The sequence below is a fragment of the Chryseobacterium sp. SNU WT5 genome (genome assembly GCF_007362475.1).
Taxonomy (GTDB): domain Bacteria; phylum Bacteroidota; class Bacteroidia; order Flavobacteriales; family Weeksellaceae; genus Kaistella.
This window is the reverse complement of sequence record NZ_CP041687.1, coordinates 793,240-807,898: the sequence shown is the minus strand read 5'-3', so window position 1 is coordinate 807,898 and position 14,659 is coordinate 793,240. Positions and strand designations below refer to the sequence as shown.

Sequence of the window (14,659 nt, the reverse complement as noted above, 5' to 3'; positions counted from 1 at the left end):
AATTAATTTACTTCCCTTTATATTCAGGTGTTCGTTTTTCTAAAAATGCAGAAACACCTTCCATAAAGTCTTCTGATTCTGCTGCTTCCTGCTGGAGAATTCCTTCGATATCCAGTTGTTTGGTCAAGCTGTTTTCATAAGATTCGTTAAATGCTTTCTTCGTCAATGAAATTGCTTTCGTCGGTAAATTTGAAATTTGAGTTAAAATTCCCATCGCATTTTCTATGAAATTTTCATCTTCAAAAACATCAGCAATCAATCCTAAGTTTTTTGCTTCTGTTGCCGATAGTTTTTTTCCTGTAAAAGCTAAATAATTGGCTTGTTGTCTTCCTAAAAGTTTTGGTAACCAGTACGTTCCACCCGTATCAGGAATTAATCCGATATTGACAAAAGCCTGAGAAAAGTAAGAAGATTCTGTCGCCAAAGTAAAATCGCAGATTAAAGCTAACATGGCGCCTGCTCCAACAGCAGGTCCATTTACCAAAGAAATAACTGGTTTTCTGGCATTTGCAATTTCTTTTACCAAAGGATTATAAAAATCAATGACCATTCTTTGAATCACCCGATCTTCCTCTGGATTACTAAAAGACATGGCATCTTTCAAATTTTGTCCGGAACAAAAAGCTTTTCCACGACCTGAGATCGCAAGACAACGGATATTTTCATCACGACTTCCGTCATGAATGAAAGTTTTCAGTTCAGAAAGTAATGTTTTATTTAAACTGTTATAAGTTTTCTCGTCATTAAGATAGGCGATTTGTAATTTACCATCCAGGTGAGATTCTATTTCGAGTTGTGTGTACATATTATTAATTTGAAAATGGATTTTAACAAAGATAAAACTTTAATTATATTTAAAATAATGCTTTGAATAATGGTTTTTAAATCATTAAATTTTCAAATTACCACATTTTCAAATGGAATTAATGACATTTAAAATAATCGAAAGGTTCCAAACAATCGTTGCATTGATAGCTGGCTTTACAAAGGGTAGAACCGAAACGGCTGATCTGTTTCGTGTTTTCAGAACCGCATCTCGGGCATTTTTTTGGAACGTTTAAATGATCTTCGTGATTTCCTTTTTCTGGTGGCGTGATTCCGTATATTCTCAATTTCTCTCGAGCTTCGTCCGTAATCCAATCAGTGGTCCAAACAGGTGCGATTTTTGTGATTACTTTGGCCTGAATTCCTTTTTCTTTAAAGAGTTTAACGATGTCTTCTTCGATATTAAACATCGCCGGACAAGCCGAATAAGTCGGCGTAATAACGATTTCTACTTCATTGTCAGAAATCATTTTTGCTTCCCGAACAATTCCTAGTTCCACAATATTGATGACAGGAATTTCGGGATCGGGAATTTGGGATAATATTTCTAAGAGATTTTGCATTATTTTTTTTTCTCACTGATTACACTGATTTACACAGATTTTTAAAAAAAGTTATCTGTGGAAATCTGTGGAATCTGTGCGCTTTTAAATTTACCAAGCGCAGTTAGGATAAGTTTGTTGTATAAACTCACTTTCGGGAATTTGAGATAATATTTCTAAGAGATTTTGCATTATTTTTGTTTCTCACTGATTACACAGATTTGCACAGATTTTTAAATAATGGAATCTGTGAAAATCTGTGAAATTGGTGCGCTTTTAAAATTACCAAGCGTCGTTAGGATAAGTTTGTTGTATAAACTCACTTTCGGGAATTTGGGATAATATTTCTAAGAGATTTTGCATTATTTTGTTTCTCACTGATTACACTGATTTACACTGATTTTTAAAAAAAGTTATCTGTGGAAATCTGTGGAATCTGTGCGCTTTTAAATTTACCACGCGCAGTTAGGATACGTTCTTTGCATATACTGCAATTCACATAACATAAAACCAAAATATTCTGTGTGATAGCCGGTTCGGGAACCTTTTTGCATGAAATCATTTTCAGGAATCTCTATTCCAAAGTCTTGGAAATCATCAGTGATAATTTTCGTCCATAATTCGTGAATATGTTTTCCATCAGGAACCACATCTAATTTTGCCAGATCTCCTTCGCCTGGAGTTTCAGCGAACATTCCGCCGGTATATTCCCAAAGATTTTCTACTGCGCTTTTTAAACGGGTTTTACTTTCTTCAGTTCCGCCAGCAAACATTTTGATCCAGGTTGAAGTATGGGTGTAATGGTATTTTACTTCTTTCAAAGATTTTTCGGCGATGGCGGCAATTTGTTCATCGCTGCTTTTCATTAATTCTGTGTAAAGAATTTTCTGATAAACCGAAAAGAAATAAACTTTCAGAATCGTCTGCGCATAATCGCCATTCGGAAGTTCTGTCAACTGACAATTCAGGTAATCTTTTTCCAAACGCAAGAAAGCCAAATCGTCTTCAGATTTTCCTTCGTCTTGAATTTGAGCGGCGTATTTATAAAAATTATTAGACTGTCCGAGATAATCTAAAGCGATATTGGTCAAGGCAATATCCTCTTCCAGATAAGGTCCTTGTCCGCACAGCTCGCCCAACCTTTGACCAAAAATCAAAGTGTCGTCGGCTAATTTTAAAGTATAATTAAAAAGTGGATTCATTAAGATAGATTTTTAGAAGTGAGAAATTAGAAGTTAGACGGTAGAGTGTATCTCTAAATTCTAATTTCTAAAATCTAATTTCTAGTTTTACATATTTTTCACATCATTCGGGATTTCGTAAAAAGTCGGGTGACGATAGAGTTTATCATCTGCCGGATCGAAAAACGCTTCTTTATCAACACCTTCAGAAGTCACCAAATATTTACTTGGTACGACCCAAATCGAGGTTCCTTCCATTCTTCTGGTGTACACATCTCTTGCTGCTTGAAGTGCCATTTCCGCGGTTGCGGCTTGCACAATTCCCGCGTGTTTATGGGAAAGTCCTGGTTTTGTCTGGATAAAAACTTCCCACATATCTAAGTTGCTCATTGTTCTAATTTTTATGGTTTTAAAGATAAAGATTTTTTTAAACTTTTTCGCCGTCAATATAAACGGATTCCGCTTTTAAGCTTCCTTGGTGGTAAAACACGTTCTGGAAATTGTCAGTTTTAAAAGTTACAAAATCTGCTTTCTTTCCTTTTTCTAAAGTTCCTCGCTCTTCTAAATTCAAAGCATGAGCTGAGCGGAAAGTAATTCCTGCCAAAACTTCTGCAGTTGATAATTTCTCGAAAGTCGCTAAAATACTTGCTTGTGCGATCAGATTTCCCATCGGTGCAGAGCCTGGATTCCAATCGGAAGCGATGGCTAGAATTCCACCTGCGTCTAATATTTTCCGAGCGGGCGTAAATTTTTCACCCAAACCTAAACTCGCTCCCGGAAGCGCCGTTGCGACGGTTTCTGATTTCGCTAAAAATTCGATGTCTTCATCAATTGTTGCTTCTAAATGATCTGCTGATTTTGCACAAACTTCCACCGCAATTCGCGAACTTCCGGAAGTAAATTGATCAGCGTGAACCGTAATTTCAAATCCTAATTCTTTTGCTTTTAATAAAAACGTTTTGCTTTCTTCCGGCAAAAAGGCGGACTTTTCAATGAAAATATCAACTCTTTTGGCCAGGTTTTCTTCTTTTACTTTTGGTAAAATTTCATCTAAAATATCTTGTAAATATTCCTGAGAACTTCCTTCAAAATCTCTTGGTTTTAAATGGGCCGAAAGACAGGTCGGAACTAAAGTCGCTTTTGTAAAAGATTGTGCTTTTTTAATAACGCGCAACATTTTCAGTTCATTTTCAACATCTAAACCGTAACCGGATTTTATTTCAATCGTCGTGATTCCCAATGAAATCAGAAAATTGATTCTTTCTAAAATCGTTTTTAATAATTCTTCTTCCTTCGCCAATCTCGTGTGTTGCACGGAACTCCAAATTCCGCCGCCACTTTCTGCGATCTCCAAATAGGTTTTTCCGGCATTTCTCATCGCAAAATCATTCGCCCGATTTCCACCAAAACAAATGTGCGTGTGAGAATCTGTAAATGCTGGCAAACAGATTTGTTCATCTTCAATATTTTCGATTTCTATATTTGGAAATTGGTTTTTTAAATTCTGAAAAGAACCTACAGTTTCTACTTTGCCATCTTTAATTAGAAGGCCGCCATCACCGATTATTTCAAGCTGATCATCTGATAGTTTTCCTCGTAAAGGAAGATTGGCAAGCGTAACAATTTGTTTGAAAGGACCGATTAATTTCATTAAGGTAATTTTTAAATTCTGTTCAAAATTAATATAAAAGACTTTAGGAATGACAACAGGTTATATTTGAATTTTTTCAACAACAAAAGTAACAAAAGAAAAAAGCATATAAATAGTCCTGTTAACGTTCAAATAAGCGGAGCGCTTTTGCATCAACTTTTTTTATCTTTAACACAAAATCTATTAATAAGAAATGCTAAAAATCTTTGTGATATTTGCGGTTTATTTTACGTAATGCGTTAATATAAAGTAATTTAATGATGGTTTTAAATGCATTTAATTTAAAGTTAACCGGTCTTTTTTAAATGATCAAAAACCATTTTAGAAAGCGGAATAAACATGATTCCTGCGACAATAAATGTTATAAACGCTTTTTGTAATCCAAATGCACTTGCAAGATAACCAATAATCGGTGGTCCTAAAAACATTCCCACCGTCGAATAAGTGCTGATAATGGAAATCACAATGGGGATCGAATATTTTTTTGCCTTACCAGCAAGGATCAAAGTCATAGGATAAAGGCCGGAGACTCCAAATCCCACCAAGCAAAAGCCTGTAAGAACGGGATAAAGGGTGGGGAAAACAGTAACAATAAGAACTCCCGAGATTATAAGAACCGAACTTGTAATGTAGAGATTTTGCATTCCAAATCGTCCCATCAGATTATCGATCGTCAATCTGGAAATCGTCATGCAGACCATGAACAGTAAATATCCGTAAGTGAAAACTTCTTGTTTTACAACTTCTTTTAAATAAACACCGTTCCAGTCGTACATTCCACCCTCGCAAATTGCCGCGAAAAAAACCATAAATCCCAACAAGGCAATATATTTACTGGGTTTTTGGAATTTGAATGGATTGCTTGTTTTGGCTTTGTCATTTTTTATGAGAAAAGGAAACATACAAATGATTATTAGGAGGCCAAATGAAATGACCATCAAGAAATGCCAGAAAATAGAAATTTTATATTCGAGCATGATGGTAGAAAAGAGCACGCCTACAATACCACCAATACTCCAAATACCGTGAAATTTTCCCACGATTCTTTTTTCGAATTTTTCTTGTATAGAAAGTGACTGCGTATTAATTGCAACGTTAATAATCCGTAGAGATATGGCAAATAAAATAAGAGATAGTACAAGACCAAACAGTGAAAATCCCCAACCTATAGAAAATAGAGCTAACAGAAATAGTACACTGGCTAATTGCAGAGGAATTCGGCTGTCGTATTTGGCCACAAGCCAGCCTGAAAGAGGAATTCCGATAATTGCGCTTGCTGGCATGATCATTAATAAACTTCCTAAATCTCCTTCCGTAAGATTAAAAATTGCTTTAATAGTGGGTATTCTGGAAGCGAAAGTAGAAAAACAAATTCCAGATAAAAAGAAGTAGGCTGATAGTGCAATTCTTTGCTTTTGAGGTGTTGAAAACATATTCGCGCAAAATTACGACTTTAGAGTTTTAAACTGTGAGTGTTTTCGCGATTAAATAGCAATTATTGGGTAGTAAAGTAACTACGCATTAAATTATTCTATAGAAATTATTTTTATCTGAATCGATAAGAAATCCCCGTGCTCAAAAAGTATTGATTAGAAATATTTTGCACATTACTTCCGAAAGATAAATCCAGTTGTAGTCGGGGTGAAGCCAAATAAGTTATGCCGAAGTCGGAGCCGTGTTCCGGTGAAAGTGCAGCATTAAAGTAGCCGTAATATTCGGTGAATATTGCCCATCGATCGTTGAAGCTATAATCCAGACCAAACGATAGGAAAAAGTAATTTTCGAGGTTTTCTTTTAAATATCCTATTCCTGCAGAACTTCCGAAATTTTCTGTTAACTCCTTATCCGAAGCCAATATAAAAGAATATTCTTCAAATTTAAAATCTGTATCTGCAATCAAAGTTAGAGATGGTGAAGAATTTTCCCCAGGTAAGAAATTATATTTTGACGAAAAGCCATAAGAGCTTTCAGAGGAATCGCTAAAATTTTGATTGGTTTGCAAACGAACTTCCCATTTTTCGGTCAGTCCAAAACGAAGAAGATGATCCGAGGTGAATCCTCTTTCGCTTCTGTTATAAATAATTCCACTTTCTAACTGAATTGTTTTTGGGGAAATTACCGTACTGGCAGTTCCTTCTCCAGGTCGATCTGTTTCCATTTGGGCAAAATGAAAAACTGGAAAAAACATCACTAAAAAAACTGCATGTTTCATATCAAGTAAATATAAATCCTTTTTCAAGGATAAAAAATTTTTGCAATCAAGTTTCTGACCTTTTGTTGTAAATATATTATCTTTGAAAGATTTCAAATATTACAATGTCAGATTTCCTACACCCCGATAAAGAGAATTTTTCCGAAGATGAATTGATCCACGAGGAGAAAATCCGTCCGCAGAGCTTTCAGGATTTTGCCGGACAGCGCAAGACTTTGGATAATTTAGAGGTGTTTGTAGCAGCCGCGAAAAACCGTGGTGGCGCTTTGGATCACGTACTTTTGCATGGTCCACCTGGATTGGGGAAAACTACTTTAGCCAATATTATCGCAAATGAGTTGGGAGTTGGCTGCAAAATAACTTCGGGTCCTGTTTTGGATAAACCTGGAAGTTTAGCAGGATTGCTGACGAATTTAGAAGAAAATGATGTTTTATTTATCGATGAAATTCATCGACTCTCTCCGATTGTTGAGGAGTATTTGTATTCTGCAATGGAAGATTATAAAATTGACATCATGCTGGAAAGTGGTCCCAATGCGAGAAGTGTGCAGATCGGATTGAATCCTTTTACTTTAGTTGGTGCAACTACAAGAAGTGGAATGTTGACCAAACCGATGTTAGCACGATTCGGCATTCAATCACGATTAGAATATTACACGATTGAACTTTTATCAATTATTATTGAAAGAAGTGCACGTGTTTTAGATATTAAAATCTACGAAGATGCTGCGTTGGAAATTGCCAGAAGAAGTCGTGGAACGCCCAGAATTGCAAATGCGTTGTTGAGAAGAGTTCGCGATTTTGCCCAGATCAAAGGAAACGGTGAAATTGAAATTAATATTACGAAATTTGCTTTGAACTCATTGAATGTCGATGAATTCGGTTTGGATGATATGGACAATCGAATTATGCGCGTGATGATAGAGAATTTCCGTGGGAAACCGGTGGGGATTTCGGCGTTGGCTACTTCAATTGGAGAAAATCCGGAAACGTTGGAAGAGGTTTATGAACCATTTTTGATTCAGGAAGGTTTTATTATTCGAACGCCGAGAGGAAGAGAGGTGACGGAGAAAGCGTATAAACATTTGCAGATTGCAGTGCCGAGAAGACCGGATGAATTGTTTTGAAAGATTTTACTTTAAACAAGAGAAATTCTTTAACGCAAAAGACGCAAAGAGATTTTAATATATTTGTGACTATTCGATCGCAAAGGCGTTTCACTTAGCCAAGGCTTGAGTAAAAGATCTTAACGGTAAATGACTGAAAAATGACTGAAAATGAAATTTCGAAAATAGTATTTGAGTCGGGTTTAAAAATTCATCGAAAACTCGGTATTGGTCTTTATGAGGCAGTTTACGAAGAATGTTTAGTTTATGAATTAAAGAGAAACGGTTTAAAAGTTGAGAATCAAAAAGATATTCCTGTAGAATATGAGGGTTTACTTATCGAAAAAGCTTTCAGAGTTGATCTTTTAATTGAAGATAAAGTAATTATAGAAATTAAAGCTGTTCCAGAAATTAACAGTTATCATACTTATCAGCTTTTGAATTATTTAAGAATAACAAAACTTAAACTTGGGATGGTTCTTAATTTTCATTCCGTGTTATTTAAAAATGGTGTCAAAAGAATAGCGAATAATTTATAAAAGAGTACTCCTTCGCTGAGTGAAACGCCTTTGCGAACTTAATAGTGAGTAGCAAGAAAAAAATCCTTGCGACTCTTTGCGTTTAAAATATATCAAGAAAAAATTAAAATTTTATGAAACTCTATCCTATACAGTGCGGAAAATTTAAATTAGATGGTGGTGCCATGTTTGGTGTGGTGCCGAAAACGCTTTGGCAACGGACCAATCCTGCTGATGAAAATAATTTGATTGATTTGGGAACGCGATCACTTTTGGTGGAAGACGGTAAAAAACTGATTCTTATCGATTGTGGCTTGGGTGACAAACAGAATGAGAAATTCTTTGGTCATTACTCTCTTTGGGGGGATGATACTTTGGATAAAAACCTGAAAAAATATGGTTTTATAAAAGATGATATTACGGATGTTTTCTTGACGCATCTTCATTTCGATCATTGTGGTGGCGCAATAGAATGGAACGATGACCGAACCGGTTATCAATCTGCTTTTAAAAATGCCCATTTTTGGACGAATGAAGAACATTGGAAATGGGCAACCGAACCCAACCCAAGAGAAAAGGCAAGTTTTTTGAAGGAGAATATTATGCCGATGCAGGAAAGCGGACAATTAAATTTTTTGCCAACTCCACAAAATGGAAACTACAGTTTTGCGCCAGATTTAAAAATGGATGTTATCTTTGTGGATGGACACACAGAAAAGCAAATGCTTCCAGTGATTCAGTATCAGGAAAAAACAATTGTTTTCGCAGCGGATTTAATTCCGACTGTTGGGCATATTCCACAGGTTTATGTGATGGGTTATGATACTCGTCCGCTTTTAACCATGGAAGAAAAGGCAAAGTTTCTAAAACAGTGTGTTGATAATGAGTATTTGTTGTTTTTTGAACACGATGCACATAATGAATTGGCGAGTTTGAAAATGACGGAGAAAGGAATAAGATTAGATGAAACCTTCAGTATGAATGAGGTTTTTGGTTATTAAAATTAGAAAAATTAAATAATAAAATATGATTAACGACGAACCCGAACCCAGGGTCAGCACAAAAATTATTGGAATAACGGGCGGAATTGGCTCGGGGAAATCAACAGTATCGAAATTTATAGAAGAAGCAGGATACCCTGTTTACTATTCAGATATTCGGGCGAAAACTATTGTTAATGATAATTTACCTCTTAAACAGCAGATCAAAGAACTTTTGGGTGAAAATGCGTATGATGAAGATGGTTTATACAACCGAAAATACGTTTCTGATCTTGTTTTTGAAAATGATGAATTATTGTTAAATTTAAACGCATTAATTCATCCGGCAGTGAAAATTGACTTTGAGAATTGGGTCATCCAGCAAATGACTCCTTTTGTTTTTAAGGAAACAGCACTTTTATTTGAATTGAAATTAAATGAAAGTTGTTTTAAGTCACTTTTGATTACTGCGGATGATAATTGCCGACTAAAAAGAGTGATGGATCGAGACGATAAGACCTACCGAGAAGTAGAGTCGGTCATGCTTAAGCAAATGCCGGAAAAAGATAAGATCAAATTAGCTGATTTTATTATTTTTAATAATGACGGTTTAGAAGAACTTGAAGAAGAAACCAAGAAAGTATTAAATGAAATTGTACTTTTATAAGTAGGTTTTACTAAGATATCTAAACCTGAATTCGTTTGAATTCAGGTTTTTTTTAGTAAATAGTCCAGCTATATTGAACTAGAAAAATAATCTATCTGCTTTTTACTAATATCCAGCCAGTTAGTTTGGTCATTGTTTCGGAGTGTGGTTCCTTCCACCGTAAGACGTACCAATACGATCCTGAGGAAACCGTTCTGCCGCCAACTTTACCATCCCAGCTAAAGCGATTACCCTTGTCTCCTTTGAAGACAGAAATACCATGCCGGTCGAAAATCTGCAACGAGGGTTCGTCTTTTCTCAACAGAGTAGAGTAGTCCAGTATATCATTTTTACCATCATCATTGGGTGTAATGACATTTAAAATTTGCATAACGTCGATGTTGGTAGTGACCGGATCACATAAGTCGCTTGAAATTATATAAACGGTATAATTACCCGGCGCCACATTGTTGAAAATATTAGAGGTTTGGTAATGGTAACCGTCCAACGAATATTGATAAGGTGCATTCCCCCCAGTTGCTAAGATGGTAACCGTACCATTTTGAATTTCTACAACTTGGATTTCCGGTAATTGAACTGTAGATACGGAAACTCTCTGTCTGTATTTGCAGCCATCAAAAGTTAAATCTACCCAATATTCACCAATAGGAATTTTGATCCTTTGCGAGGTTTCTCCCGTACTCCACAAGTAACTGCTATAATTGGGCCCAGCATCTAAGGTTGTCGTAGAATTTGGACATATCTTCTGGTCAATTAGTGTGGTAGATTTTTTAGGAATTTTGACTGTTAAGTTCAAAGTTCCGATTTCATCACACAGGATCGGTGAGTGAAACCTGATATAATATTGTCCGGAATTAGTAATGGTTACAGCACTTTGGATAGGGTTTTTTTTATTTTTAGCATCAGTCAAATTTTGATAATAACTAAAACTAAGGCTATTGTCATGTGTAAACTGCGCAATGTAGTCGGATAAATTTGCGGTTCTAATTCCATCGAAATTATCATCACATAAGAATTCATTGACTACCGAAGTGATAGACTGCTTAACACCAATTTGCAGAGATATTTCCCTAATAACGATATTACATCCATTTTTTGGCTCCACTCTGATCCATATTTTATCGTTAGCAGAAAAACTGTAAATAGTTTTGATATCATCGTTTAATCCAGCTAATGCCTTAATTTCTGTTTCGTAGTATGATAGATAATAATCAGCTGGATTTTGTAAAACAACTGCAGATATATTTTGCACATCGACTTTGTAAATTCCATCAATTATTCCATCAATATCTTCATCACAGTGAACTTTAGTGTATAGTTCGGGTTTTACATCAGCTGGTAATTTCGATTGAAGCTTAATTTTTGCAATGGCAATACAGCCGAAATCATTTACCATTCGTACGTAAAGAGTCTGGTCTGCTGAGGAAAAGTTGGCAAAATTACTGATCAATTCGGAAATTATATCATTTTCCGCTCCATTTTCTGTTAGGTAGTAGTTTTTTTTAACTGTATTGTTGGCTGTTACGGAGGCCAAACTTAAATCATAAGTTGCAATACCGTTGGACGTACATGCCTCTAGTATCGCATCTTTTTTTACAATTTGATTAATGTGAATGGTTGCCTGAACCGTTTCGCAATCAGGAATATCTCCAATACCACAAAATTTATATTTGAAAGTATCAATTCCAAAAGTATTTGGATACGCGGTATAGGCTAGTTTTCCATCAGCTTTAATAATGACAGTACCCTTTGTCGGAATGTTTTCTATTTGTACTGTACCGTTTTTAATAGTTTGGGAACTTAAACCAAATTTAGGAGTGATTTCTACCTCAGAGCAGATGTTATAGTCATCATTTGTAAAAGTTGTACAATTAAAAAATTTAAAATCAGGAGTCTGAACTTCAGTACAGGAACCTTGTTGAACCTGCACGGCATAAATTCCAGCTTGAGATGGCTTGTAAAAATATTTATCATTCTCACCAGGAGCTGGAATATAGGTGTTACCAACTTTCAGCAACCATAAATACGACTTGAAACCTTGTGTAACCCCTAGTTTCACATCTGGTAAGCAGTCGCTTTCTAATTTAACAATCAATGGAATTGAGGAGAATCCGGCAAAGTAGCCTCCATATCCAACCGCATCATTTCCAGCGGAGATTCCAGCAGTAACAGCATTGGAAGAAATTATTGCGATATTCCCCGTAATGTTCGGAATAGAGTAGGTTACCCAATTTGCATTACCCAAAACATCAAACGGGCCATTGCTCACATTTAAAGGTAAGGATATTCCATTTCTAAGGACGTCAATAGTGGCACCTCTTTCTGTGATGATATTTAGCTTAGTACGAACAGTTAAACTGTAAATAACGCCGTTAGATGAGTATTCATTTTCATCGATATTACCAATTTCATCAATTCTTTGTGGCAGATAGCAATTGAGCGGTGGGACATAATTAAAACCACCTGTTGCCTGCTCTGTTCCTTCTAAAGCATTAGCACCAGCTAATAATTGATATAAGTAGATATTTTTTGTGGCTTTGACAAACATATTATAATGATCCGATCCCTGGTCGATGTAGGAGGAATTATCGGTCACATAGTGTTCACCTGCATTAAGGGTGATCGCCGGGATAGTACCATCATTAATATAAATCTCTGTGTTGTCTTCAGTAGCGAGAATCAGTCCTTTTTCCATATTAGAACTAACTTCGCCATTACCTTTCATTAAGACAAACTCCTGTCCTAATTTATCGATTGGTACACTTTGGTCCATTAAAATATCTGAAGAACCGCCAAAGTCTCCGGCGTACTGCCCATTAAAATTGCCATTTGCAATCACGATAGGCTTGTCTGATACTATTTTTGCCCCAATGTATCCGGTATAGTTATTTGAAGAATCGCCTGTTCCATCAATAATGTAGGATTGTCCTTTATTTAAAGTAAAATTGATCTGAGTCCTGGGAATATAGTCGGAAAATTGAACGTCAGGCTTGAAATCAGTAATGGTAACATTTGTACTGTCTTCTGTAGCCATAATGCTGTTCATGAAACTTAGAATTCTATTATTTACGCTTATTGGAGCCATAACCGCACGAAACTCTTTACCGAGACCAGCCGTTCCTTTTGAAGTTTGAATTTCACCATGATTTTTTATTGAAAACCTTAATGTTGCAAAAAATGGTTTATCTCCTTTTAAATAAAAACCCATTGGTACAGGTTTGAATAAATCAAATTGACTTGTAGTAATAATTCTTTTTCGTTCACTTCTTGGGATGCTATATTTAACCGGATTATTTTTACTAACTATTACTGAGCTAACAATAACATTATTGTTATAAATATCCACATTAAAGGGAACGGGATCATTAGTAGATATATAGATAGATTGATATGTCGAGCTATTTCCTATACGATCCATCATTGGGGCAAACCAATGTTCACGATCGAGTTGTGCAAAAGAATTAAAGAAAATAAAGAAAAATAAAAAGAGTAGTGCTTTTTTCATATAAGTACCTAATTTCGTCCCAAATGTAGTATTATTTAACACAAAAATGAGTTTAATTATTATGCTTTTAAGTATAATATTCTTATTTAGTTCCTGTTGCGTTTTATTAATAAAAAGTTTGCCGGTTCAATTGTTTATAAAAAGTAAATTTGTACTTATTTAATATCATGAAAAAATTCATTTTTTTATTTCTTATTTTAAGTTTTCTTGATGCTTTTTGCCAAACTGATACGGCGCAAGTTGTTGATTTAAATAGAAAAAATTCGGTTGAGGTATTTTCAAAACCTTACGTTATTTTAATATCTGCGGATGGGTTCCGATATGATTATGCTAAAAAGTATAATGCTAAAAATCTTTTGAAATTTGCTGGAAGTGGTGTATCTGCAAAAGCGATGTTGCCCAGTTTTCCTTCCATTACTTTTCCCAATCACTGGAGTCTGATTACGGGTTTATATCCAGCTCATCATGGGTTGATCGATAATTTTTTTTATGATTATCAGAAGAAAGAATTCTATAAAATGAGCAGCAAAGAAAATGCAGAAGATGGTTCATGGTATGGTGGGACCCCTCTCTGGAGTTTAGCAGAGAAACAGGGAATGATTTCTGCATCGATGATGTGGGTGGGTTCAGCAAGTGATGCTGCTGGAGTAAGACCAACATATTATTATCATTATCATGAAAAATTCTCGCCCAGTGAAAAGGTTGATAAAGTGATTGAGTGGTTAAAATTACCAGAAGAACGCAGGCCCCATTTTATCAGTTTATATTTTCCGGAAGTAGATGGAAGTGGACATCGTTTCGGGCCCGATTCAAAAGAAACGGAGAACGCGGTACATTTGGTCGATCGTGCAATCGGAGATCTGGTAGAAAAAATCAATCAGTTAGGATTGGAAAATGTGAATTATATCTTCGTTGCGGACCATGGACTGATAAAAGTAGATCGTGATCACCCACTTGAAATTCCAGCAATCTTATTTGATAAAAATCGTTTTGACTTCTATAATGCTCAGACTTTAATGAGAGTTGTTGTGAAAAATGCAGCAGAAGTGAAATCAGTTTATCGCGAGTTAAAAAAACACAAAAGCACTTACTACGATGTTTATTTGGACAAAAGATTCCCTAAAAAATTAAAATTCTCACCGAAGGATGATCGGTATAACCGAATTGGACAGATTCTTCTTGTTCCAAAAGCACCCAAAATATTTCTAGAAGAAGGCAAAAATACTTCGTTGGGTAAACATGGTTACAATTCCTACAAGGTTCCTGAAATGAAAGCTGCATTCATTGTTTTTGGTCCAGCCTTTAAAAATAATAAAGAAATTGGTGAGTTTGAAAATGTAAACGTTTACCCAGTAGTAACGGATGTTCTCGGTTTAAAAATTACCACACCCATTGACGGAACTCAAAAAATTGCTGAGAAAATTCTAAAATAAATACCTAAAAATCCAGCTGACTGATCAACCGGATTTACT

13 protein-coding genes are annotated in these 14,659 nt (G+C 35.5%); 5 read left to right on the top strand and 8 right to left on the bottom strand.

The window, feature by feature from the left end; translation table 11 throughout:
• Positions 1-7: 7 nt before the first annotated feature.
• The 7 genes from FNJ88_RS03785 to FNJ88_RS03755 all read right to left on the bottom strand — a co-directional run bounded on the left by FNJ88_RS03785 (position 8) and on the right by FNJ88_RS03755 (position 6,411).
• Positions 8-805, bottom strand: coding sequence for an enoyl-CoA hydratase-related protein (locus tag FNJ88_RS03785; protein ID WP_143851816.1), 798 nt, complete (start codon positions 803-805; stop codon positions 8-10).
• A 118-nt stretch (positions 806-923) separates the two neighbouring features.
• Positions 924-1,388, bottom strand: coding sequence for a 1,2-phenylacetyl-CoA epoxidase subunit PaaD (gene paaD, locus FNJ88_RS03780; RefSeq protein WP_185145854.1), 465 nt, complete (start codon positions 1,386-1,388; stop codon positions 924-926).
• Positions 1,389-1,819: 431 nt separating this feature from the next.
• Entirely contained in the window at positions 1,820-2,569 is a 750-nt protein-coding gene (gene paaC / locus FNJ88_RS03775; protein ID WP_143851814.1) for a 1,2-phenylacetyl-CoA epoxidase subunit PaaC, read from the bottom strand.
• Between the two features lie 87 nt (positions 2,570-2,656).
• Entirely contained in the window at positions 2,657-2,938 is a 282-nt protein-coding gene (gene paaB, locus FNJ88_RS03770; protein ID WP_039341363.1) for a 1,2-phenylacetyl-CoA epoxidase subunit PaaB, read from the bottom strand.
• 37 nt (positions 2,939-2,975) lie between these two features.
• Complete coding sequence (hutI, locus tag FNJ88_RS03765; protein WP_143851813.1) at positions 2,976-4,199, bottom strand: imidazolonepropionase; 1,224 nt, start codon at positions 4,197-4,199, stop codon at positions 2,976-2,978.
• A 287-nt stretch (positions 4,200-4,486) separates the two neighbouring features.
• Positions 4,487-5,632, bottom strand: a complete 1,146-nt coding sequence (locus FNJ88_RS03760) for an MFS transporter (protein WP_143851812.1) — start codon at positions 5,630-5,632, stop codon at positions 4,487-4,489.
• A gap of 113 nt (positions 5,633-5,745) precedes the next feature.
• The gene (locus tag FNJ88_RS03755; protein ID WP_185145853.1) at positions 5,746-6,411 is read right to left on the bottom strand and encodes a transporter; all 666 of its coding nucleotides are present in this window, start codon (positions 6,409-6,411) and stop codon (positions 5,746-5,748) included.
• A 104-nt stretch (positions 6,412-6,515) separates the two neighbouring features.
• On the opposite strand from FNJ88_RS03755, the gene ruvB reads away from it, so the two are divergent.
• The 4 genes from ruvB (at position 6,516) to coaE (ending at position 9,682) form a co-directional block, all read left to right on the top strand.
• Entirely contained in the window at positions 6,516-7,538 is a 1,023-nt protein-coding gene (gene ruvB, locus FNJ88_RS03750; RefSeq protein WP_143851810.1) for a Holliday junction branch migration DNA helicase RuvB, read from the top strand.
• Between the two features lie 140 nt (positions 7,539-7,678).
• The gene (locus FNJ88_RS03745) at positions 7,679-8,056 is read left to right on the top strand and encodes a GxxExxY protein (RefSeq protein ID WP_143851809.1); all 378 of its coding nucleotides are present in this window, start codon (positions 7,679-7,681) and stop codon (positions 8,054-8,056) included.
• Between the two features lie 113 nt (positions 8,057-8,169).
• The gene (locus tag FNJ88_RS03740) at positions 8,170-9,036 is read left to right on the top strand and encodes an MBL fold metallo-hydrolase (protein ID WP_143851808.1); all 867 of its coding nucleotides are present in this window, start codon (positions 8,170-8,172) and stop codon (positions 9,034-9,036) included.
• 25 nt (positions 9,037-9,061) lie between these two features.
• Entirely contained in the window at positions 9,062-9,682 is a 621-nt protein-coding gene (coaE, locus tag FNJ88_RS03735; RefSeq protein ID WP_143851807.1) for a dephospho-CoA kinase, read from the top strand.
• Positions 9,683-9,773: 91 nt separating this feature from the next.
• Here coaE and FNJ88_RS03730 read toward each other — a convergent pair whose 3' ends face one another.
• Positions 9,774-13,187, bottom strand: a complete 3,414-nt coding sequence (locus FNJ88_RS03730) for a gliding motility-associated C-terminal domain-containing protein (protein WP_143851806.1) — start codon at positions 13,185-13,187, stop codon at positions 9,774-9,776.
• Between the two features lie 167 nt (positions 13,188-13,354).
• Between FNJ88_RS03730 and FNJ88_RS03725 the strand changes: the two genes are divergently transcribed.
• Positions 13,355-14,620: an ectonucleotide pyrophosphatase/phosphodiesterase gene (locus FNJ88_RS03725; RefSeq protein ID WP_143851805.1), complete on the top strand. Its 1,266-nt coding sequence runs from the start codon at positions 13,355-13,357 to the stop codon at positions 14,618-14,620.
• The last annotated feature ends 39 nt before the right edge of the window (positions 14,621-14,659 follow it).